The 22,264-nt window shown below is 68.1% G+C and carries 22 protein-coding genes and 1 pseudogene; 15 read left to right on the top strand and 8 right to left on the bottom strand.

Going from position 1 to position 22,264, the window contains the following annotated elements; genetic code table 11:
• The first annotated feature begins 38 nt into the window (after positions 1-38).
• The 4 genes from VFA08_12380 to VFA08_12395 all read left to right on the top strand — a co-directional run bounded on the left by VFA08_12380 (position 39) and on the right by VFA08_12395 (position 3,838).
• Positions 39-1,121 carry an isocitrate/isopropylmalate family dehydrogenase gene (locus VFA08_12380; protein HYZ14383.1) on the top strand — a complete coding sequence of 361 codons (1,083 nt, stop codon included), beginning with the start codon at positions 39-41 and terminating at the stop codon, positions 1,119-1,121.
• Positions 1,122-1,180: 59 nt separating this feature from the next.
• Positions 1,181-2,104, top strand: coding sequence for a malate dehydrogenase (gene mdh, locus VFA08_12385; protein HYZ14384.1), 924 nt, complete (start codon positions 1,181-1,183; stop codon positions 2,102-2,104).
• A gap of 51 nt (positions 2,105-2,155) precedes the next feature.
• Positions 2,156-2,326, top strand: coding sequence for a hypothetical protein (locus VFA08_12390; protein ID HYZ14385.1), 171 nt, complete (start codon positions 2,156-2,158; stop codon positions 2,324-2,326).
• Positions 2,327-2,428: 102 nt separating this feature from the next.
• Complete coding sequence (locus VFA08_12395; protein HYZ14386.1) at positions 2,429-3,838, top strand: class II fumarate hydratase; 1,410 nt, start codon at positions 2,429-2,431, stop codon at positions 3,836-3,838.
• Positions 3,839-3,853: 15 nt separating this feature from the next.
• On the opposite strand, the gene VFA08_12400 is transcribed toward VFA08_12395, so the two are convergent.
• Genes VFA08_12400 through VFA08_12425 form a run of 6 tightly spaced genes read right to left on the bottom strand, consistent with a single transcriptional unit; the run spans position 3,854 to position 9,001 of the window.
• The gene (locus VFA08_12400) at positions 3,854-4,918 is read right to left on the bottom strand and encodes an isocitrate/isopropylmalate dehydrogenase family protein (protein HYZ14387.1); all 1,065 of its coding nucleotides are present in this window, start codon (positions 4,916-4,918) and stop codon (positions 3,854-3,856) included.
• Positions 4,919-4,949: 31 nt separating this feature from the next.
• Complete coding sequence (locus VFA08_12405; GenBank protein HYZ14388.1) at positions 4,950-5,723, bottom strand: succinate dehydrogenase iron-sulfur subunit; 774 nt, start codon at positions 5,721-5,723, stop codon at positions 4,950-4,952.
• Complete coding sequence (gene sdhA, locus VFA08_12410; GenBank protein HYZ14389.1) at positions 5,723-7,459, bottom strand: succinate dehydrogenase flavoprotein subunit; 1,737 nt, start codon at positions 7,457-7,459, stop codon at positions 5,723-5,725. Before sdhA ends, VFA08_12405 begins: the two co-directional genes overlap by 1 nt.
• A gap of 4 nt (positions 7,460-7,463) precedes the next feature.
• Positions 7,464-7,916 carry a succinate dehydrogenase hydrophobic membrane anchor subunit gene (locus tag VFA08_12415; GenBank protein ID HYZ14390.1) on the bottom strand — a complete coding sequence of 151 codons (453 nt, stop codon included), beginning with the start codon at positions 7,914-7,916 and terminating at the stop codon, positions 7,464-7,466.
• Positions 7,913-8,314, bottom strand: coding sequence for a succinate dehydrogenase, cytochrome b556 subunit (gene sdhC, locus VFA08_12420; GenBank protein HYZ14391.1), 402 nt, complete (start codon positions 8,312-8,314; stop codon positions 7,913-7,915). The genes VFA08_12415 and sdhC overlap by 4 nt, the downstream gene beginning before the upstream one ends.
• Before the next feature lie 27 nt (positions 8,315-8,341).
• Entirely contained in the window at positions 8,342-9,001 is a 660-nt protein-coding gene (locus VFA08_12425) for an O-methyltransferase (GenBank protein HYZ14392.1), read from the bottom strand.
• A gap of 124 nt (positions 9,002-9,125) precedes the next feature.
• Here VFA08_12425 and VFA08_12430 point away from each other — a divergent pair, with 124 nt between their 5' ends.
• Both VFA08_12430 and npdG read left to right on the top strand, forming a co-directional pair.
• Complete coding sequence (locus tag VFA08_12430) at positions 9,126-10,706, top strand: methylmalonyl-CoA mutase family protein (protein HYZ14393.1); 1,581 nt, start codon at positions 9,126-9,128, stop codon at positions 10,704-10,706.
• Positions 10,707-10,772: 66 nt separating this feature from the next.
• Complete coding sequence (gene npdG, locus VFA08_12435) at positions 10,773-11,465, top strand: NADPH-dependent F420 reductase (GenBank protein HYZ14394.1); 693 nt, start codon at positions 10,773-10,775, stop codon at positions 11,463-11,465.
• Here the strand turns inward: npdG and VFA08_12440 are convergent.
• Complete coding sequence (locus VFA08_12440) at positions 11,425-12,042, bottom strand: DUF5317 domain-containing protein (protein HYZ14395.1); 618 nt, start codon at positions 12,040-12,042, stop codon at positions 11,425-11,427. The two genes, npdG and VFA08_12440, sit on opposite strands and share 41 nt — an antisense overlap.
• 545 nt (positions 12,043-12,587) lie before the next feature.
• On the opposite strand from VFA08_12440, the gene VFA08_12445 reads away from it, so the two are divergent.
• Positions 12,588-14,030 (top strand): ATP-binding protein, encoded by a 1,443-nt coding sequence (locus VFA08_12445; GenBank protein ID HYZ14396.1) that lies wholly within the window; start codon positions 12,588-12,590, stop codon positions 14,028-14,030.
• Here VFA08_12445 and VFA08_12450 read toward each other — a convergent pair.
• On the bottom strand, positions 14,020-15,750 hold the full coding sequence (locus VFA08_12450; GenBank protein HYZ14397.1) for an acetyl-CoA carboxylase biotin carboxylase subunit: 1,731 nt from the start codon (positions 15,748-15,750) through the stop codon (positions 14,020-14,022). The two genes, VFA08_12445 and VFA08_12450, sit on opposite strands and share 11 nt — an antisense overlap.
• Positions 15,751-15,806: 56 nt before the next feature.
• Between VFA08_12450 and VFA08_12455 the strand changes: the two genes are divergently transcribed.
• The 8 genes and pseudogenes from VFA08_12455 to VFA08_12490 all read left to right on the top strand — a co-directional run bounded on the left by VFA08_12455 (position 15,807) and on the right by VFA08_12490 (position 22,260).
• Positions 15,807-16,559 (top strand): biotin--[acetyl-CoA-carboxylase] ligase, encoded by a 753-nt coding sequence (locus VFA08_12455; protein HYZ14398.1) that lies wholly within the window; start codon positions 15,807-15,809, stop codon positions 16,557-16,559.
• Between the two features lie 11 nt (positions 16,560-16,570).
• Positions 16,571-17,209, top strand: coding sequence for a PH domain-containing protein (locus tag VFA08_12460; GenBank protein HYZ14399.1), 639 nt, complete (start codon positions 16,571-16,573; stop codon positions 17,207-17,209).
• 86 nt (positions 17,210-17,295) lie between these two features.
• Complete coding sequence (locus tag VFA08_12465) at positions 17,296-17,781, top strand: cation:proton antiporter regulatory subunit (GenBank protein HYZ14400.1); 486 nt, start codon at positions 17,296-17,298, stop codon at positions 17,779-17,781.
• A gap of 3 nt (positions 17,782-17,784) precedes the next feature.
• A complete protein-coding gene (locus VFA08_12470) occupies positions 17,785-18,945 on the top strand; it encodes a cation:proton antiporter (protein HYZ14401.1) in 1,161 nt (386 codons plus the stop codon).
• A 41-nt stretch (positions 18,946-18,986) separates the two neighbouring features.
• The gene (locus VFA08_12475; GenBank protein ID HYZ14402.1) at positions 18,987-20,156 is read left to right on the top strand and encodes an acetyl-CoA acetyltransferase; all 1,170 of its coding nucleotides are present in this window, start codon (positions 18,987-18,989) and stop codon (positions 20,154-20,156) included.
• Positions 20,153-20,515, top strand: a complete 363-nt coding sequence (locus VFA08_12480; GenBank protein HYZ14403.1) for a VOC family protein — start codon at positions 20,153-20,155, stop codon at positions 20,513-20,515. The genes VFA08_12475 and VFA08_12480 overlap by 4 nt, the downstream gene beginning before the upstream one ends.
• Positions 20,515-21,672: pseudogene (locus tag VFA08_12485) on the top strand (thiolase domain-containing protein). The gene VFA08_12480 and the pseudogene VFA08_12485 overlap by 1 nt, the downstream one beginning before the upstream one ends.
• Positions 21,667-22,260: a Zn-ribbon domain-containing OB-fold protein gene (locus VFA08_12490; protein ID HYZ14404.1), complete on the top strand. Its 594-nt coding sequence runs from the start codon at positions 21,667-21,669 to the stop codon at positions 22,258-22,260. Before VFA08_12485 ends, VFA08_12490 begins: the two are co-directional and overlap by 6 nt.
• Positions 22,261-22,264 lie beyond the last annotated feature (4 nt).

Raw genomic sequence — 22,264 nt, forward strand, 5'->3', positions numbered from 1 at the left:
ACTACCGCGCGCCACGGTTCGCGAGGCGGAGGAGACCTGTGTCCCATCGCGTGACGCTCATACCCGGTGACGGCGCCGGGCCGGAGCTGATGGACGCCGCGCGACGCGCCGTCGAGGCGACCGGCGTCGACATCGACTGGGACGTCCAAGAGGCGGGCCAGGGCGTTGTCGATCGCGAGGGAACCGCGCTCCCGCTGCGCGTGCTCGAGTCGATCCGTTCGAACCGCGTCGCGCTGAAGGGGCCGCTCACTACCGCGATCAGGGGTGACCAGCGGAGTGCGAACGTCGCCCTGCGCGTCGAGCTCGACCTCTACGCGTGCCTCCGGCCGTGCCGCCTGTACCCGGGCGTTCGATCTCGCTACGAGAACGTCGACATCGTCGTCGTGCGCGAGAACACCGAGAACAGCTATACGGGGATCGAGTTCGAGCACGACGAGCCGACGACCGCCGAGATCATCTCGTTCATCGAACGCTCGACCGGTCAGCACATCCGCGAGGACGCCGGCCTGTCGATCAAGTCGGTGAGCGAGGGTGCGAGCGAGCGGATCGTGCGCTTCGCGTTCGAGTACGCCCGGGCGAACGGTCGGCGCAGGGTCACCGCCGGACACAAGGCGAACATCATGAAGTTCTCCGACGGCCTGTTCCTGGAGACGGCGCGTCGAGTCGCATCGGAGTACGCGGACGTGTCGTTCGACGACCGGATCATCGACAACCTCACGATGCAGCTCGTCCAGCGTCCGGAGGACTACGACGTCCTCGTGCTGCCGAACCTGTACGGGGACATCCTGTCGGACCTCTGCGCTGGTCTCGTCGGCGGCCTCGGGGTCGCGCCCGGCGCAAACCTCGGCGACGGGTGCGCGGTGTTCGAGGCGACGCACGGGAGCGCCCTGAAGTACCGGGGAACGAACCGCGCCAACCCAATGGCCTTGATGCTCTGCGGTGCGATGATGCTGCGCCACCTCGGCGAGGTCGACCCGGGCGATCGACTCGAAGCCGCCGTCGCGGCGGTGATCGCGGAGGGGCGGACGGTCACCTACGACCTGAAGGCCGCCCGCGACGACCCTGATGCGACCGGAACCTCTCAGGTCGCCGACGCAGTCGTCGAGCGCCTCCGCTCGTAGCGGCTCGGCGGCGCGCGATGGGTACGATTCCAGCGCCTTCGGCCAACGAGGAGCGTGCGATGCGGGTGACGGTCGTCGGAAGCGGATTCGTCGGACAGACCACGGCGATGCGCCTGCTCGAGCGCGGACTGGGTGACGTGGTGCTGATCGACATCGTCGAAGGGCTGCCACAAGGGCTCGCGCTCGATCTCCGTCAGTCCGCCCCGGTCGTCGGGTTCGAACCGGCCATCACCGGCACGAACGAATACGCAGACACGGCAGGCTCCGACGTCGTCGTCATCACCGCGGGGTTCCCGCGCCAACCCGGCATGAGCCGGATGGACCTCCTGGGCAAGAACGCCGGAATCGTGCGCGAGGTGGTCGAGCGCGTCGTGCCGGTATCACCGAACGCGATCCTCATCGTTGTGACGAACCCGCTCGACGAGATGACGTTCCTCGCCGCGGACGTCTCCGGGTTCCCCAAGGAACGCGTCATGGGGATGGCAGGCGTCCTGGACTCGGCACGTCTGCGCGCGTTCATCGCGGAGGAGCTCGGCGTGTCGCCGCTCGTCGTCGACGCCATCACGCTCGGCTCTCACGGGGAGTCGATGGTGCCGCTGCCGCGCCACGCCACCGTGGACGGGAAGCCTCTGGTCGAGCTGGTCGACGAGGAGACGCTCGAACGGCTCTACGCCCGCACGCGCGACGCGGGGGCGGAGATCGTAGGCCTCCTGAAGAAAGGGAGCGCCTACTACGCGCCGTCGGCGTCGGTCGTGAACATGGTCGACGGGGTGGCGGGCCGCCACGACGACGTGCTCCCCGTCTGCGCGTGGTGCACCGGCCAGTACGGGATCGACCAGATCTACGTCGGCGTCCCGGTTCAGCTGTCGAGTGCGGGCGTCCGCGAGATCGTGGAGCTCGATCTGAACGACGATGAGCTCGCCGCGCTCCGGCGCGCGGCGGAGGGTATCCGCGCGAAGTGTGCGGCCCTGACGAACCTGTGACCGCCGCTCACCTCTGACCGGACGGATCGACGCTTTCGTACGATGAGGCCGATGCGCCGCTTCGTCGCGCTGCTCGCCGAGCACGTTCGGAACTTCTTCACGAACTGGCGCGAGTACGACGCGCCGGTCCCCACGAAGCTCCGGCTCACGGTTCGAAACCGCGTGCGGGCCACGTTCTCGCGGGCCCAGTGCTGCGGACATCCCGGCGAGCCGGGCTGTTGACAGGTTCCACGCGAGGGACCCGGTCGGGTCTCGGGGCCTCCTGGATAGCACACTGAGCGGGGCGGACGGCGTGCGGACCCGGGTCTACGGGAGGGACACGGAGTGACGGCGTTCCGCGTGGAGAAGGACACGATGGGCGAGGTTCGGGTTCCCGCAGACGCCTACTACGGCGCCCAGACGCAGCGCGCGCTGGAGAACTTCCCCGTCTCGGGAATCCGGTTCCCCCGGCGCTTCATCGGGGCCATCGGCCTGGTGAAATCGGCCGCCGCGACCGTCAACGCGGAGCTCGGTCTGGTCGAGCCTCGAGCGGCCCAGGCGATCGCCGCGGCAGCGGACGAAGTCGTCGAGGGGCGGCTCGACGGCGAGTTCGTCCTCGACGTCTTCCAGACGGGGTCCGGCACGTCAACGAACATGAACGCGAACGAGGTCATCGCGAACCGCGCGATCGAGATGCTCGGCGGCGAGCGCGGCAGCAAGGACGTCCATCCGAACGATCACGTCAACGCGTGCCAGTCGTCGAACGACGTGATCCCGACGTCGATCCGGATCGCGGCGCTCCTGGGCATCTCCGAGGACCTGATCCCCGCGCTCGAGCGACTGCATGCGTCGCTGGCTGCGAAGGCCCGTGAGCTCGACGACGTCGTGAAGGTGGGACGGACCCATCTCATGGACGCGACGCCCGTGCGGCTCGGTCAGGAGCTCGGGGGATATGCGATGCAGGTCGAGAAGGGGATCGAGCGCCTCCGGTCCACGACCGAACGGCTCGCCGACCTTCCGCTCGGCGGCACGGCGGTGGGGACGGGACTGAACGCGCATCCGCGGTTCGCCTCGAGGACGATCGCGCTGCTGGCGGAACGCATCGGCCACCCACTCCGGGAGGCGGCCGATCACTTCGAGGCGCAGGGTGCCCAGGACGCGCTGGTCGAGACGAGCGGGGCGCTGAAGACCGTCGCGGTCTCGCTGATGAAGATCGCGAACGACATCCGCTGGATGGGCTCCGGTCCGCGCGCGGGGCTCGCCGAGCTTCGGCTGCCGTCCCTGCAGCCGGGCTCCTCGATCATGCCGGGCAAGGTCAATCCCGTCGCCGCCGAGGTCGTTCGTCAGGTCGCGGCCCAGGTGATCGGCAACGACACCGTCGTGACGGTCGCGGGCGCGCTCGGCGACTTCGAGCTCAACGTGATGATGCCCGTCATGGCGCACAACCTGCTGCAGTCGATCGAACTTCTCACACGAGCCGCGTCGCTGTTCGCCGATCGCGCGGTCGACGGGCTCGACGCCGATCGAGAACGGGCGCTGCTGCTCGTCGAGCAGTCGTTCCCCATCATCACCGCCCTGGTGCCGAAGATCGGCTACGACGCCGCCGCCGACATCGCCAAGGAGGCGGTGGCCACCGGGCGCAGCGTCCGCGAGATCGCCGCCGAGCGAAAAGTGCTCGGTCCGGAAGAGCTCGACGAGGCGCTGGACGTTCGAAGGATGACGGAGGGCGGGATCTTCGGCCCGGGCGCCGGTTAGTTCCGCCTGCCCCAGCTAGCGGGCCGCTTCGGCGGCGATCGCCTCGGCGACCTCGCCCGTCGTGGATCCTCCGCCGAGGTCAGGCGTTCGGACGTCTCCGCGTTCGAGCACCGTATCGACGGCCGACTCGATCGCCGACGCGCGATCGCCATCGCCGACGTGACGGAGGAGCATCGCCCCAGACAGGATCATCGCAATTGGGTTCGCGACCGCTCGTCCGGCGATGTCGGGCGCGCTGCCGTGAACAGGTTCGAATACGGCGTACTCCCAGCCGAGGTTCGCGCCGGCCGCCAGACCCAGTCCACCGACGAGACCCGCGCACAGGTCGGAGAGGATGTCGCCGTACAGGTTCGGCAGCAGCAGCACGTCGAACGTCTCGGGGTCGCGCGTCAGGCGCATCGAAAGCTGATCGATCTGCATGTCCTCGAACACAACGTCCGACTGGTCCGCTGCCTCCTGTTGACCGATCGACAGGAACAGCCCATCCGAGAACCTCATGATGTTCGCCTTGTGCCCGAGGGTGACCTTGCGCCGTCCGTTCGACCGCACGAACTCGAACGCGAACCGGACGATCCGGCGTGCCCCCGTGACGCTGATCGGCTTGACCGTCAGTCCGGCGTCCTCGCGAACCGTGCGTCCGGTCAGCCGCCGAAGCTCGTGGCGGAGGGCCGCGGCCTGCGGCGTTCCGCGTTCGAACTCGATCCCCTGATACAGATCCTCGGTGTTCTCGCGGATCACGACGAGATCGACGTCATGGTGACGGGTGGGCACGCCCGGCAGCGATCTCGACGGCCGAACCGCGGCGAACAGGTCGAGCTCCTGACGCAGGGCCACGTTGACGCTCCGGAATCCGGTTCCCACCGGCGTGGTGACCGGTCCCTTGATCGCGACACGCGAGCGTTCGACTTGCTCGAGGACCCGATCGGGCAGCGGCGTCCCCTCTCGTTCGAGTACCGCCGCGCCGGCCTCCTCGACGACCCATTCGACCACGGCCCCAGTTGCCTCGACGACGAGTCGCATCGCGTCGGCGACCTCGGGACCGATGCCGTCGCCGGGGATGAGCGTGACGAGGTGAGCCATGGACTCGACCCTATCCGCCGCGACGGCCCGGCTAGAACCGGTCGAACAGGATCGAGCGCTTCACGTCCTGGATCGCCTTGGTGACCTCGATCCCGCGTGGGCACGCGTCCGTGCAGTTGAACGTCGTCCGGCAGCGGAACACGCCGTTCTTCTCGGCGAGGATCTCGAGGCGCCGCCTCCCGCCCTCGTCGCGCGAGTCGTAGACGAACCGGTGGGCATTGACGATCGCGGCGGGGCCGACGTACTCCTCGTCACCCCAGAAGATCGGACACGAGGTTGTGCACGCCGCGCACAGGATGCATTTGGTGGTGTCGTCGTACCGGTGACGTTCCTCGGGTGACTGGAGGCGTTCCTTCTCCGGTTCGCCCGAGTCGTTGATCAGGTACGGCAGCACGGACCGATACCCGGCGAAGAACGGCTCCATGTCGACGATGAGGTCCTTCAGCACGGGGAGGCCGCGGATCGGTTCGACGGTGACGCGTGGTGCCACGTCGCGAACGATGATCTTGCACGCCAGGGCGTTTCGTCCGTTGATCATCATCGCGTCGGAGCCGCAGATCCCGTGCGCGCACGAACGTCGAAGCGCCAACGTCCCGTCCAGGTACCACTTCACGTGGTGAAGCGCGTCGAGCAGCCGGTCGTCCGGTTCACTCTCGATCGTGAACTCGTCCCACCACGATTCCTGGCCGCGGGTCTCGGGGTTGTAGCGGCGGATCCTCAACGTCAGCGATACCCGTCCACCGGCGCCCGCCGCCCGGCGGTCGGATGCCTCCAGGACGTCGCCGAGGCCGTTGCCGTCGTCCATCAGTACTTGCGCTCCATCGGGATGTACGGCCCGAGCTTCACCGGCTTGGTCTCCAGCTCGATCGAGCCGTCCGCCTTACGGTACGCGAGCGAGTGCTTCAGCCAGTTCGCATCGTCGCGGAGCGGGTGATCCTCGCGGTAATGACCGCCCCGGCTCTCGTCCCGAGCGAGGGCCGCCGCGACGAGCGCGTCCGCGCAGTCCAGCATGAAGCCCAGCTCGATGACCTCGGTGAGCTCCGTGTTGAAGGCCTTGCCCGTGTCCTGAACGAAGACCCGTTCGTACCGCTCCCGCAGCCCGACGAGGACGTCGGCCATCTTCTGCAGGCTTGTCTCCGAACGCACCACGAACGCCAGGTCGAACATCTGCTCCTGGAGCTCGGCGCGGATGTCGGCGGCGTTCGCGCCCTCGGGCCGGTTCAACAGCCCGTCGATCGTCTCGCGTACCCGCACGTCCGGGGCGTCGGGCAGGTCCGGTAGGTCTGCGTCGCGCGCGAACTCGCTCATGTGGAGTCCACCACGACGCCCGAACACGACGATGTCGAGCAGCGAGTTGGTCCCCAGGCGGTTGGCTCCGTGGACGCTGACGCACGCACATTCGCCGGCCGCGTACAGGCCCGGAACCGGCGACTCCTCCTCGCCCACGACGACCTGGGCATCCGTGTTGGTGGGGATCCCGCCCATGGCGTAGTGCGCCGTCGGCTGGATCGGCACCGGCTCTCGCGTGGGCTCCACGCCGAGGTACACCCGCGCGAACTCCGTTACGTCCGGCAGCTTCTCCTCGATCACATCGTGTGGAAGGTGTCGAACGTCGAGGTACACCGCGTCGCGTCGAGGCCCGACGCCTCGTCCTTCCTTGATCTCCTGGTAGATCGCGCGCGAGACGAGGTCTCTCGGAGCGAGGTCTTTCACGGTCGGCGCATAGCGCTCCATGAACCGCTCGCCCTCGGAGTTGATGAGGATGCCGCCTTCGCCGCGCACGGCCTCGGACAGCAGGATGCCGAGCTTGTACACGCCGGTCGGATGGAACTGGAAGAACTCCATGTCCTGCAGAGGGATGCCGCGGCGGAACAGCACCGCGGGACCGTCGCCGGTGAGCGTGTGCGCGTTCGAGCTCACCTTGAATATTCGGCCGTACCCGCCGGTCGCGTACAGCACCGATTTCGCGCGGAACACGTGTATCTCGCCGGTCGCAAGTTCGTACGCGACGACTCCCGCGCATCGGCCGTCCGAGAGCAGCTGGTCGAGCACGTAGAACTCGTTGAAGAATCGAACGTCGCGTTTGACGCACTGCTGGTACAGCGTCTGCAGGATCATGTGGCCGGTTCGATCGGCGGCGTAGCACGCGCGCCGTACCGGCGCCTCACCGTGGTTGCGCGTGTGACCGCCGAAGCGCCGCTGATCGATCCGACCCTCGGGCGTTCGGTTGAACGGCAACCCCCAGTGCTCGAGCTGGTAGACGGCGTCGACGGCCTCTTCCGTCATGAGCTGCGCCGCCGGCTGGTCGACGAGGTAGTCGCCGCCCTTCACCGTGTCGAACGCGTGCCACTCGGGGTAGTCCTCCTCGACGTTCGCCAGCGCCGCACACATCCCCCCCTGTGCGGTGCCGGTATGGGAGCGCGTCGGGTACAGCTTCGAGATGACGGCGGTCCGGACGCGGTCGGCCGCCTCGATCGCCGCGCGGAGTCCTGCCCCCCCCGCGCCGACGATCACGGCGTCGTACGTGTGGACGGTCGTCATGTCGTCAGGACGGGCGAGGCCAAGCGTTCGGATCGAACGTGAACACGATGACCGTTCCCAGGACGAACAGGACGAATCCGGTGAGCGCGAACAGCACGTTCAGCGCGAATCGCGCGCCGGGCCAGCGGACGTAGTCCTGCACCGTCACGCGCAGTCCGTTGACGCCGTGGAGGAGCGCGAGGACCAGGAGCGCCCAGTCCCACGTGCGCCAGAGCGGGCTCTGCCAGCGGAGCTGCACGAACTCGAAGTCGACGCGCGAAACGCCCTCGTCCAGCACGTGCATGATGAGGACGTGGCCGACGGCGAGAACGAGCAGCGCGACGCCGCTCACGCGCATGAACAACCAGGACCAGAGCTCGAACCCGCCCGCGGGACGATCGCGGCGGTCCCGCCGAACCCCCGTCCCTCGACCGGGCGGGAGGGCCGGTGGCGTTCCGGTACGTGTCCCGACGCTCACAGGTCCCACCCGAAGGCGAGGTTGAGGATCTCGCGACCCATGATCCAGGTGATCGGGATCATGCTGCCCAGGAACAGAACCGTCGACGCGGCCGAGATCGGCTTCATGTACCGAGTGGTCGACGGCCAGAAGTCGAACACCATGATCTTCAGGCCGTTGATCGCGTGGTACAGCACGGCCGCGACCAGACCGAGCTCGAGCACCCGCACGACCCAGTTGTGGTAGACCTCGGTCACCCGGTTGTAGGCGTCGGGCCCCCAACCGACGACCGCGGTGTCGACCACGTGCGCGAACAAGAACAGGGTGACGGCGAGTCCGGTGATCCTGTGCGCGAGCCATGACCATTGGCCGGGACTGCCCTTGTAGAGCGTGCCGACGTCAGCCCTTCGTTTGGCCATGGATGCTTCCCCTCAGACTAGCGCCGTTCAGACCGTACGCATGGCAACGAGCACGCCCTGGCGCGTCGGGTTGATCACCGAAACGTAGCGCTCGTCCTCGGCGATCAACGCGTTGTGCTCCCGGATCGCCGCCGGCCACTCGCCGTCGGTGAGGACGGATCCTCCGCCGTAGGACAGGGTGTTGTCGCACAGGTACAGGCCGCCGACCCGGATCCGGTCGCGAACCGCGCGCCACGCGTCGGGGTACTCGTGCTTGTCGATGTCGCTGAAGACGACGTCGAATTCGCCGTCGACGCCCGCGAAGCTCCGGAGCGCGTCGCCGACATGCCAGCGGACGGGGTCCGCCAGACCGGCTCGCGAGAGGTACTCGATCGCCCTCGGCTCGTTTTTCGGGTCACCGTCGGTGCAGTGGACCTCCCCGCCGGAACCGACGGCGCGTGAGAACCAGTACGCCGAGTAGCCGAAGCCGGAACCGAGCTCGAAGACGCGTCGAGCGCGGATCGAACGGGCATGCAGCTCCAGGGTGACGCCGACGAGCCGGTCGACGATGGGAAAGTCGCGCTCGGCGGCGTACGTCTCCATCTCGAGCAACGTGGGTTCGTCGAACCGGGTGAGGAGCGTCCGCATGTACTCCTCGATACGCGGATCGACGACGTCCATCTGCTCCGGGGTTCGCACGACGACCATTTCGTTCCGCGTGCCCCCCCATCACCCCCGTCGCGATGCTACCCGTTACGCTGGAGGAGGTGCGGGGGACTCAAGCGGTGAGCGAGCGGTATCGAGCGAACGCGGTCCCCGGCAAGGAGAGCGCATGACCGAGACTCGGCGCGAAACCGCGTCCGGGATCGAGCTCCGCGACGTCTACGGGCCCGAGGATCTCGAGGGGAACGATCTCGACGCGGACATCGGCGCACCCGGTTCGCCGCCGTTCACGCGCGGGATCCACTCGAGTATGTACCGACGGCGTCTGTGGACCATGCGCCAGTACGCGGGGATGGGGACCGCCGGCGAGACGAATCGACGTTTCCGCTACCTGCTCGAACACGGGCAGACCGGGCTGTCGGTCGCGTTCGACCTCCCGACGCAGATGGGACTTGATTCGGATCATCCGCGCGCCGAGGGCGAGGTCGGGAAGACCGGCGTGGCGATCGATTCCATCGATGACATGCATCGACTGCTCGAGGACATCCCGCTCGATCGCGTGTCGACCTCGATGACGATCAACGCGACCGCTCCGATCCTGCTGGTGCTGTATGAGCTCGTCGCAGAGGAGCGTGGTTTCGACGCGGCCGCGCTGTCGGGGACCGTGCAGAACGACCTTCTGAAGGAGTACGCGGCGCGCGGCACGTACATCTATCCACCCAAGCCGTCGATGCGTCTGATCACGGACCTGTTCGCGTACTGCGGCGAGCGGCTCCCTCGATGGAACACGATCTCGATCAGCGGGTACCACATGCGCGAGGCAGGGGCGACCGCGGTGCAGGAGGTCGCGTTCACGCTAGCGAACGGCATCGCGTACGTGCATGCGGCGCTCCAGGCCGGCCTCGACATCGACCGGTTCGCGCCGCGGCTCTCGTTCTTCTTCGCCTGCCACATGGACTTCTTCGAGGAGGTGGCGAAGTTCCGTGCGGCGCGCAGGATGTGGGCGCGCATCATGTCGGAACGGTTCGGCGCGAAGGATCCGCGCAGCTTGGTGCTGCGGTTCCACACGCAGACCGGCGGAGCGACGCTCACCGCGCAGCAGCCCCAGAACAACATCGTGCGGACGGCGATCGAGGCGCTCGCCGCGGTGCTCGGTGGGACGCAATCGCTGCACACGAACTCGTTCGACGAGGCGTTCGCGCTCCCCACGGAGGGAGCGGCGAAGATAGCCCTCCGGTCCCAGCAAATCATCGGGTACGAGACCGGCGTCGCGAACGTCGTCGACCCGTTCGGCGGTGCGTACTTCGTCGAGGCGCTCACCGACGAGATCGAGGATCGCGCACGCGCCTACCTCGACAAGATCGACGGGTTCGGCGGTGCCGTCGCCGCGATCGAGGCCGGGTTTTATCAGGACGAGATCCACGAGTCGGCGTTCCACATCCAGCAGGGCATCGAGTCGGGCGACCGCGTCGTCGTCGGCGTGAATCGATTCCACGATCCAGATGAGCCGTCCGTCGAGTTGCAGCGGATCGGCGAGGAGGAGGTCGGCGCGCAGGTGGAGCGCCTACGACGGCTTCGCCGGGAGCGTGACACCGCGGTCGTGGAGCGCGCCCTCGGCGCCGTTCGCACCGCGGCAACCGGGACGGACAACGTCCTGCCGGCGATGCGTGAGGCGCTCCGTGCGCGGGCGACGCTCGGCGAGGTGTCGGATGTCCTGCGCGACGTCTTCGGTGAGTACCGCCCTCACTGAGGGCACCGTGAGGGGGAGCGGGGGTAGCACAGTGAGCGAAGCGAACGTTGTGCGGCCGCATTGACGATGGACGTCGCCATCGTCGGCGGTACGGGGGAAGAGGGGTTCGGGCTGGCGCTTCGCCTGGTAACGGCGGGCGTGGGCGTCGTGATCGGCTCTCGGTCGGAGGAGCGCGGCGCCGCCGCAGCGACTCGCGCCGTCGAGGTGCTCGGGGTGGGCGCGAACGTTGCCGGCACGACGAACGAGCTCGCCGTCTCGCAGACGGACACCGTGATCGTGACCGTCCCGTTCGAGGGGCAAGCCGAGACGTACCGCACGATCAAGCCGCACCTCCGAGCCGGCGCCGTGGTCATGGACGCGACGAGCCCTCTCGCGACCGCCGTCGGGGGGAGAGCGTGGCACGTGGTCCGTCCATGGCACGGTTCGGCGGCCGAGCAGGCGGCGGCCATCGTCGGCGAGGGAGCGCGGATGACGGCGGGGTTTCACACGATCTCGGCGCGTGCGCTGATGGACGTCGAACGACCGATGGAGAGTGACGTGCTCGTTTGCGGCGACGATCACGAAGCGAAGACGATCGTGGGCGCGTTGGTCGAACGGATCCCGGGGCTCCGGTGGGTCGACTGCGGTCTGCTGTCGCAGGCCCGGATCGCCGAGACGATGACGGCGCTCCTCGTGTCGATCAATCGCCAGTACGGCATCCACGACAGCGGGTTCCGCATCACCGGTCGGGACGATTGGGGCTCGAAGGAGAGCGACTAGGCGAGCCATCCTCTGCCGCGTGCGTTGGCGTCGGCACGCGGTGGAACCGAACGGGGACCAATCGAGACCCACAGGTCGCGTGGATCGAGTAGGCAGCGCCGACGGCGATGAGGACGTCGCCCACGCTGAACACGTTCGCGAACGGCCACGACGCCGGTATCGCGAAGACGTCGCCGAGGAAGAGCAGATTGGGATCGGCGAGCACGTCCGAGTTCACGAACCCGCTGGGGTCGGCTTCGAGCCCGGCCGATCGAACCGCGGACGCCGAGGCCGGCATCACGCCGCCGTTTGCCGCGATGGCGATCCCGTTCAGTAGGGCACCGACCGCGATCACCCACAGACCGGGGATCGCTCGGTTTGCCCACACGAACGCGAGGCCCACCGGGAACGACGCGACGTGCGCCGTGATCCGCCACGCATCTGCGTCGCCCGGGATCACGAATGCTGCGACTTGCAGGGCGACGGCCGTCGCAAGAAGCCACAGCGATCGGAACCCGAGGTCGAGCAGCGCCGACAGCCTCCCGCCCGCGATCGGGACCAGCGCGCCTGCCAACGCGACGAACACGACGAGCAGCACGGAGGATCCTTTCGTATTGGCCTTTCGGCCCGCGACTTCCCCTATCGGCGGGCCGATCCTCGTGCCTGAGCCCTCGATCGGTGATGCCGGGCCGCATGGTGAGGGCATGTCTCGCGGGCCAAACGGCGTCCCCCGACGTCAGACTCTGAAACCTCCGGTCCGACGAGTAATCCGTGCGAACGGACGATGGCTCGGGGTGGGGACACCGAACTACGGTAACGACGGTTCGGACGGCCTATTGAGTCGCACGACAACGCGACCGATAGCAACCCCGGGCAGTGAGTGTCAGCGGCCAGCTCGAGGGGGCGCCATCGCCCCGGCTGTCGGAGGAGGTGAGACGGCAGTGCAGAACCTCTTGAAGCGCGCGTGGTACTCGCCGGCGCTTCTTGTCGTCCTCGTGTACGTCCTCGGCGCGCCGCGCAAGTGGCGACCGTATGCCTTCTAAGCGTGACCTCGCGGTCGTAGTTCCCAGCCGAGAACACGATGAAGGGGGCGATGCCCCGACGTCGCTCGCGGCACGAGCGTACGTCGGGGCTGTCACCGTTGTGGGGCTTGGTCTCCTCGGTCCACTCCTCATCCGGCTCGACCTGGACGCAATCGCCGCAAACACGATCACCTTCTGGCTGTTGGCCGCGCTGGCGCTGATCGGCGAGCTGTTTCCGATCACGCTGCCGCGAGAGAGCAACGTCGAGGAGATCGGCACCTCCACCACGTTCGGCTTCGCGGTACTCCTCGCGTTCGGCACGGCGGCGGCGGCGATCGTCTTCGCCGCCGCGACGATCGTGGCCGACGTCCTCTACGGCAAGCGCCCGTTCAAAGTCCTGTTCAACGTGGCCCAGTACACGATCTCGGTGGCGGCCGCGGGTGCCGTCTACGAGGCGATCGGCGGCACGGCTCGCATCTCTCCGGGGTCCCTGATCGCTATCTTTGCGGCGGCGGCGGTGCTCTTCCTGGTCAACGACGTCCTTACCGGAGTGGGGCTCGCGCTTGCACGAGGCGAACCGATCGTTCGCTACCTGCTCGCAGACTTCTGGTTCCAGGCCGCAACGGCGATGGCCCTCGTCGCGATGTCGCCGGTGGCTCTGATCGTGGCCGACCGCAGTCTGCTTCTGGTGCCGCTCCTCGCTGTCCCCGTCGTCGCGGCGCATTGGGGCGCCACGACATCGCTCGAGAACACGCGCTTGGTTGCCCGGCTCGAGTACGCCCTCGAGCAAGAGAAGATCCTGTCCCGGATGAAGGACGACTTCATCGCCGTCGTCTCGCACGAGCTACGGACACCACTGACGTCGATCCAGGGCTACCTCAAGACGCTTCTGCAGCTCGGGCCGGGTCTTGGTGACGAGCAAGGGCGCTCGTTCCTGGAGGCCGCCGACCGGCAGGGGGATCGTCTTCGCCGCTTGATCGAACAGCTACTCGCCGTCGCCAAGCTCGAGGCGAAGGTCGAGCCACTGCAGCTCTCGGTCGTCTCGTTGGAGGAGATAGCCGATGACGTCGTCCTCGAGCTCACACCGAGCGCACACGGTCACACGTTCGACCTCAGGTTCCGACCGGGGCTGCCGCTCGTGGAGACCGACGATGCCCGGATCCATCAGATCCTGTCGAACCTGGTCGAGAATGCGCTCAAGTACTCGCCACCCGACACGCGCGTCACGATCCGGGGGCAGGAACGCGGCGGCGGCGTCGCCATCATGGTCGAGGACGAAGGTGGCGGCATTCCCGTCGCGGCGCAGGACCGCATCTTCGAGCGGTTCTTCCAGGTCGACAGCTCGGCCACGCGAAGCGTCGGCGGCACCGGTCTCGGCCTGTACATCTGCAAGAAGACGAGCGAGGCGATCGGCGGTCGCGTGTGGCTCGAGCGATCGACCAGCGAGGGGACGAGTTTCGGGCTGTGGCTACCGTGGGCTTTGTCATCGCCCGAAGCGATCGCCCCCGCGGAGCTCATCGCTCCGGAGAGCATTCGGGAGCACGCCGCGGCGCTCAGTCGATGACGGCGAGCGTGTCGCCCGCCTGAACCACCAGTCCTTCGCGGACCGGTAGCTCCGATACGACACCCTCGCGCGGCGCGGGGATCGCGTTCTCCATCTTCATCGCCTCGAGGACACATACGACGTCGCCGGCCTGGATCTCCTGGCCCACCTCGACCAGCACCCGGAGGACCGTGCCCTGCATCTGAGCGGTGACGACGCTGTGCACGGCCTGGTCGTGGTGCGCGGTCAGGCGACTGGGAGGCCGGGGCGCGGTGTCGCGACGCTGGTCGAAGATCCGCACGGGCACGCGCCGACCGTCCACTTCGACGAGGAGCTCGGCGGGGACCGGCGGTTTCACCTCGGTCGGCGGGGGTTGCGGGCCCCCCGCGGGGAGCTCGAGCTCCGCGTCACGTAGGGCCTTCTCGAGCCACGTCGTCGTATGCGTCGACTTGCGGAACGCTCGCGCACCGAGGATCCACCGGTGCAACGGGATCGTCGTCGGAACGCCCTCGACGCGGAACTCGCCGAGTGCGCGGAGCATCCGCTCGATCGCGCGCTCGCGCGTATCACCCGACACGACGAGCTTCGCGAACATCGAGTCGTAGTCGGAGGGAATCTCTCGTCCGGCCTCGATGAACGAGTCGACGCGGACGAACGGACCGGACGGCTCTCGGTACCGCGTGACGCGACCGGGTCCGGGCAGGAAGTTCCGCGCGGGATCCTCGGCGTTGATGCGGCACTGGATGGCGTGCCCGCGCGGAGCGACGTCGTCGAGCTCGAGCTTGTCGCCGAGTGCGACGCGGATCTGGAGCGCGACGAGGTCGAGACCGGTGACCATCTCTGTCACCGTGTGTTCGACCTGAAGGCGCGTGTTCATCTCCAAGAAGTAGAAGGCGCCGTCCTCGTCGACGATTCCCTCGACCGTGCCGGCGTTGACGTAGCCCGCCTCCTTGGCGAGGGCCAACGCCGACTCGCCGATCCGCGCGCGAAGCTCCGGGTCGACGACCGGCGAGGGCGTCTCCTCGATCAGCTTCTGGTGGCGCCGCTGCACCGAGCAGTCGCGCTCGCCCAGGAAGAACGCGTTGCCGTGCGTGTCCGCGATCACCTGCGCCTCGACGTGGTGCGCGCGATTGATGTATCGCTCGAGGAAGATCTCGGGTCGCCCGAAGTACGCCGTGGCCTCGCGTGCCGAACGCGTGAGCGCAGCCGTGAGCTCTTCGGGCTTCCTGACGACGTGCATGCCGCGACCGCCGCCGCCGAACGCAGCCTTCACGAGCACCGGATAGCCGATGCGGTCTGCCTCCCGCGGCGCATCCTCGATCGTGACCGGCTCGGGCGTCCCCGGGACGATGGGAACGCCGATGCGGTCGGCCGCCTGTCTGGCGACGGCCTTGTCGCCCATCATCTCGATGGCGTCTGCCGGCGGCCCGATGAAGGTGATGTTGGCCTGTTCGACTGCGCGGGCGAACTGGGCGCGCTCGGACAGGAAGCCGTAGCCGGGGTGAACCATCGTCGCCCTCGACTTGGCGGCCGCTTCCAGGATCGCCCCGATCGACAGGTAGGACTCGGCGGGGAGCGGCGGACCGATCCGGTACGAGTGATCGGCCATCTCGACGTGGAGCGCGTCGCGATCGGCGTCGCTGTACACGGCGATCGACGTGTAGCCGAGCTCTCGTACGGTCCGGATGATGCGGACGGCGATCTCGCCACGGTTCGCGATGAGGATCCGAGGTTTCGCCACGCGGTCCGCTCCGGCAGCCGATAATCGAGGACCCCCGAAGGGGAGTCAAACCTCCGATGCTTTCCGAACAGGCGCTTTCGCGCGCGCTCGCAGGGGCGGGGCTGCGCGCGCCCGTGCGATTCGACGAGGTTACCGGTTCGACCCAGGCCACGGCGGTGCGGATGGCGATCGACGGCGCGCCGGAGTGGACCCTCGTCGCGGCGAGCCACCAAACCGCTGGCCGCGGACGCCTGGGCCGAACATGGACGGACCAACCGGGGCACGCCCTGTTGTTCTCACTCGTCCTGCGACCGCCGCTCGAGCCGGATTCGATCGGCACAATCTCGTTGCTGGCCGGCACCGCCTTGACCACGGCGTGTCGCGACGTCGCTGCGGCGGATGCCACGTGCAAGTGGCCGAACGACGTTCTGGTGAACGGTCGCAAGGCCGGGGGAATCCTGGCCGAGGCACGCGTAGCGGTATCGAGCGTCGAATTCGTCGTGGTCGGGATCGGCGTCAATCTCGGGTCGCCGCCGAGCGATGTTCCGAACGCCGCAGCCGTCGAGGCCGACGACGAGACGCTGTTGACGGCGTTCCTCCACCGGTTCGCCCAGGGATACCGGCCGTCGAGCGAGTCGTTCGGGCACGACGTGGTCGCGTCGTACCGGAACGTTTGCTCGACGCTCGGCACCCAGATCCGCGCGCGGACGACCGGTGGGAACGTAGTTGAAGGCGACGCCGTCGACGTCGACGAGACCGGCGCGCTCCTCGTCCGAGTCGGCGAAGCGGTCGAGCGAGTTCGGTTCGGTGAGGTCGAGCACCTGCAGTAAGCTCCCGCCCGATGGCGTTCCCGCGACGGCTGCTCATCGAGGGCGAGGAGCTCGTGCTCGATCTTCGTCCGCACTGGATCGCGCTCGTCGCTCCGATCTTCGTGACGGTGCTCGTCGTCGTGGGGTGGATCCTCGCGCTGATCTACGCGCCCGACGACGGCTCCGCCAGGACCGCGGTGCTGTGGATCGCGCTCGCCGCCGGAGCGCTGATCCTGCTGTGGTATCCCGTGCGCGCGTTCGTCGCCTGGATTACCTCGACCTTCGCCGTGACGAGCGACCGAGTGATCCATCGCGAGGGCTTCATCGCCAAGCGGACGATGGAGATCCCGCTCGAGGCCATCAACGACGTTCGGTTCCAGCAGTCGGTGTTCGAACGGATGGTCGGAGCGGGCGACCTGGTGATCCAGTCCGCGAGCGAGTTCGGCCGGAACGTGTTCGCGAACATCCGCCATCCCGAAAGCGTGCAAAGGACGATCTACGAGCAGGGAGAGCGCAACAAGGAACGGATGTACCAGTCGAATGCATCCCGCCCATCACCGGCCGCGCCGTCGGTGACGACCGAGCTCGAGCGCCTGGCGGGGCTGCGCGATCGCGGCGTTCTCACCGAGGCGGAGTTCCAGAACCAGAAGAAGAAGATCCTCGGCGACTGACCGCGATCGGCCGCGCGGCGCTGCCCAGTGATGTTGCGAACCGCACGCTCGATCCGCACGACTGCCTGCTCTGCGAGGATGGCCACGTGGCCGTGGTCAACGAGGTCGAGCTTCCCGGGATCGGCGTCCGCTACGAGTTCGTGACCGAGGGCGGTGCTCGCGTCGGCGTGGTCCACCACCGAACGGGAGAACGCGAGCTCGTCCTCTACGAGCGCGCCGATCCCGACACGAGTCACGATCTCCTCCGGCTTGGACCCGAGGACAGCCGGACACTCGCTGAGCTATTGGGCGTCTCCCAGGTGGCGAAGGAGCTCGTCGAGCTGCAGCGGCAGGTCGAGGGTCTCGCCGTCGACCGGCTGCCGCTCCCCGCCACGTCGCCGTACGCGGGCAAGACCGTGGGGACCACGGCCGCACGAACGCGAACCGGCGTCTCGATCGTCGCGGTGCTGCGCGACGACGCCGCGTTCCCTGCGCCTGGTCCCGAATTCGGTATCGAGGCGGGCGATGTCCTCGTGGTCGTGGGGACGCCGCGGGGGATCGAAGAGCTCGTCGTCCTGTTACACACGGGCTGAGGCGTGCGCGACGCGCTGTTCCTCGTCGAGCTCGGCGGGGTGACCCTCCTCCTGGCGGTTCTGTCGCGGATCGCCGCCCGCTTCGGTTTTTCCCCGATCCCGCTCTACCTGGTGGCCGGGCTCGCCTTTGGCGAAGGAGGCGTCGCACCGTTGGTGACGGCCGAGGGGTTCATCGCGGCGGGCGCCGAGATCGGACTGATCCTGCTCCTGTTCACGCTGGGCCTGGAGTACTCGGCTCGGGAGCTCGTGGATGCCCTTCGCGCTTCAACGACCGCGGGCGCACTCGACGCACTCCTCAATGCGACGCCGGGACTCGCGCTCGGGCTGATCATGGGGTGGGATCTCGTCCCCGCGATCCTGTTCGCCGGGATCACGTACATCTCGTCCTCCGGGGTGATCGCCAGGACCATGGACGACCTGGGATGGATGGGCAATCGGGAGACGCCCATCGTCCTCGCCATCCTGGTGGTCGAGGACCTGGTGATGGCCGGCTACCTTCCTTTCGTCACCGTCCTGCTGGTCGGCGGCGGCGTGGCGCGCGTCGTGATAGCCGTGCTCATCGCCGTCGTCGTTGTGGGCGCAGTGCTCGCCGCCGGCGCGCGGTTCGGCCCGGCGCTCAGTCGCCTGGTGTTCAGTCATTCGGACGAGGCGATGCTGTTCGGCATCCTCGGGGTGCTTCTCCTCACCGCAGGTATCACCGAGGCGTTGAACGTCTCTGCAGCGGTCGGCGCGTTCCTGGCGGGGATCGCGTTCTCCGGACCGGCAGCAGAACGCGCTCGTTCGTTGGTAGTTCCGCTCCGCGCCGTCTTCGCCGGCGTGTTCTTCATCTTCTTCGGGTTTCGCATCGATCCCGGCTTTCTGCCCGACGCGGTGGTGCCAGCCCTCCTGCTCGCCGTGGTCGGTGGGGGAACGAAGTTCCTCACCGGGTGGGTGGCGGCGGGTCGCGGCGGGATCGGCCGGCGCGGTCGCATCCGTGCGGGCGCGGCGCTGATCGCCAGGGGCGAGTTCTCGATCGTCATCGCCGGCATCGGCGTCACGGTGGGCGTCGAGCCCGAGCTCGGACCGCTCGCCGCCGCGTACGTGCTGCTGCTGGCGATCGCCGGACCGATCGCGGCGCGGTTCGCGGACCGCGTTCGCCCCGCGCGGGCGACGGCGACGGTCTGACGGTTGGCCGCACGATCGCGAGCGATGGGAGAATCGAGGACGTGGAGCCGCGCGTCGCGGTCGTAGGGATCGGTCACGCGGGGTTCGCCCCTATCACGGCCGGTGTCTCGTACAAGGAGCTGATGTTCGAGGCGGCGCAGCGCGCCTACTTCGACGCCGGCGTCGATCCGAGGACGGGCGTCGACTCGTTCGTGTGCTGCTCGGAGGACTTCCTCGAGGGAACGTCCATCTTCGACGAGTACGTGCCGGATCAACTCGGCGCCGTGCAACGGCCGGTGCAGACGGTCGCCGGCGACGGACTGTTCGGATTCGTGACGGCGCTCATGCTGATCCGTTCGGGGATCGCGTCCGTCGTCGCGGTCGAGGCGCACAGCAAGGTTTCGGACGTTCGCTCGCTCGGAGCCATCGAGGCGTTCGCCCTCGACCCGGTTCTGAACCGGCCGCTCGGTATCTCGACGCTGAACGTGGCGGGTCTCGAGATGAACGCGTTCCTCGAACGCACCGGGCTCTCGGAGGAGCACTGCGCGATGGTCGCCTCGAAGAACCGTACGAACGCGCTCGACAATCCGCGTGCGGCGTATCCGGCGCAGCTTTCCGTCGAAGACGTCGACGACTCGACACCGGTCTCGTGGCCGCTTCGCGACCTCGAGGTTGCGCGGCGCGCCGACGGCTGCGTCGTGATCGTCCTGGCATCCGAGGAACGCGCGCGAGAGCTGACCGAGGCGCCGGTGTGGGTCCTCGGCGCGGGGTGGGCGTCGTCGAGCCCGTCGCTCGAGAGCCGGCCGTGGGGACAGGCCGAGTCCACGACGCGCGCGGCGGAGATGGCCTACCGGCTCGCGGACGTCGGAGATCCCGCCGAGGAGATCGATCTCGCTGAGGTCGACGACGTCTATGCGTTCCGCGAGCTCGAACACCTCGAGGCGCTCGGAATCGCCGACGGCCCCGAGCTCGCCTCGCTGCTCGAGGACGGCGACCTCGACATCGGCGGCGAGATGTCCGTGAACGCGTCCGGCGGTTCTATCGGTCAGGGGAACCTGTTCGAGGCGAACGGGCTCGTCCGGGTGCTGGAGTGCGTGGAGCAGCTCCGCGGCGAAGCGGGAGAGCGTCAGGTCGACGAGGCGTACGTCGCCGTCGCGCAATCGACTCGCCAGGTGCCGAGCACATCGTCGGCCGTGGTGGTCCTGGCGAACGATGCGGGGGCCCGGGGATGAGGCTCGAGGGCGTCGATCACGTGTGGTTCTGGGTGAGCGACATGGATCGCGCGGTCGAGTTCTACGCGGACAAGCTCGGGCTGTCCGTCCTTCGCCGAGGGGATCGATGGACCGAGCTCGACGGCGGCACGGTGCGCCTCGGACTGCACGGCCACGTCGACGGACACGTGGCAGATCACGGTGGTACCGCCGTCTTCCTCGTCCACGACCTGGATGCGGCGAAGGCGTCGCTCGAGGAACTCGGCGTCGTGTTCGACGAGCACATGGGCGAGGTGTCGGGCTACGCCCGGTACGCGTCGTTCGGCGATCCGGACGGCAACTCGATGCAGATCATCGAGTACCTATCGGAGCGCGGCTGATGGCACGTCGCGTCGCGGTGGTCGGCGCCGGCATGACGAAGTTCGTTCGGCGCGCACAGGAGACCGGGAAGGAGCTCGCCTGGGAGGCGTCGCGGGCGGCGCTCGACTCGTGCGAGCTTACCCTCGATCACGTCGACGCCGTGTGTCTGACGAGCGCGCCAGACGCGTTCGATGGGGTGCACATGAAGGGCGAGTACCTGTCCGACGGCGCGGGCGGGTTCGGCAAGCCGTTCATCCGTACGTACGTCGGCGGCGGCAGCGGCGTGTTCACCGCGATCCAGGCCTGGTACACGGTCGCCAGCGGCATGGCGGACGTCGTGCTCGCCGTCGCCGAGGAGAAGATGTCCTCAACGCAGCCGCACCCGCAGGGGGCGTTCCTCACGATCTTCGACAACGTCCTGGAGCGGCCGCTCGGTCCGAACCTGCTGTGGATCTTTGCCCTCGAGATGAACCGGTACATGAGCGTGTACGACCTCGACAAGCGCGACATCGCACAGATCGCGGTCAAGAACAAGCGAAACGCGGCCGGACACCCCGCCGCGCTGCTGGGACAGAGCGACATCACGGTTGACGACGTGCTCGGGTCCGAGACGCTCGCTTGGCCGGTGCAGCGACTCGACGTGTCACCCATCAGCGACGGAGCGGTCGCGGTCGTCGTGGCGAGCGAGGAAGCAGCGCGCAGGATCACGGACCGACCGGTGTGGATCGATGGCGTCGGTTGGAACCTCGACACGACGTACTGGACGAACCGCGATCTGGTGTTCCCCGAGTATGTCGCCAACGCCGCGCGCATGGCCTACGACATGGCGGGCGTGACCGAACCGCGCAAGCAGATCCACGTCGCCGAGCCGTACGACCCGTTCGACTACAAGGAGCTGCATCATCTCGAGGGGCTGTTGCTGTTCGAACCGGGCAAGGCTCCCGAGGCAGCGCGCGATGGCGTGCTGAATCGCGACGGCGACCTACCGAGCTGCCCGTCCGGCGGTCTGCTCGGCGTGGGGAACCCGATCGCCGCGGCGGGTCTGATGAAGATCGCCGAGCTGTACTGGCAGCTGCGGGGCGATGCGGGCGAGCGGCAGGTTCCCGGAACGCCCGAGCGCGGCGTCGCCCAGGCGTGGGGCGACCTGATGCAGGTGGGAACGGTGGTCGTCATGGGACGTGACGGCGTATCGCGATCGTCCGGCTCGTTACCGACGGAGCCCTCCACGACGGCCGCTGCGACGTCACTTCCGGTCGTCCAGACGCCGCCGTACGCCACCGCGGGACATCCCTTGTCCGACACGGAGTTGCGCGGGGCCGTTGGCGCGGTGGATCACGCCGTGGACGCCCGGTACGAGTGGGACGCCGGTGTTGCCGTCGGCCGGTTCCTCGACGGTCTCGCGGAGGGGCGGATCCTCGGCCGCGAGTGTCGCGGCTGCGGCCGCGTCCTCGTCCCGCCCCGCATGTTCTGCGAACGGTGCTTCCGGGCGACCGACTCATGGGTCGACGTTCGGCACACGGGCAGCGTGGAGACCTTCTCGATCTGCCACGTCGCGTGGGACATGACCCCGCTCGATGAGCCGCAGCTTCCGGCGGTGATCTCGATCGACGGCTCGGATGGCGGTTTCCTCCATGTCCTCGGCGAGGTCGCGCCCGACGACGTTCGCGTGGGGATGGCCGTCGAGGCAGTATGGAAAGCCGAGGTCGATCGCACCGGTTCGATCCTGGACATCGCGTACTTCCGCCCACGGGCGACGGGGGACTGACACC

The sequence above is a fragment of the Actinomycetota bacterium genome (genome assembly GCA_035640355.1).
Taxonomy (GTDB): Bacteria; Actinomycetota; UBA4738; order UBA4738; family HRBIN12; genus CALGFI01.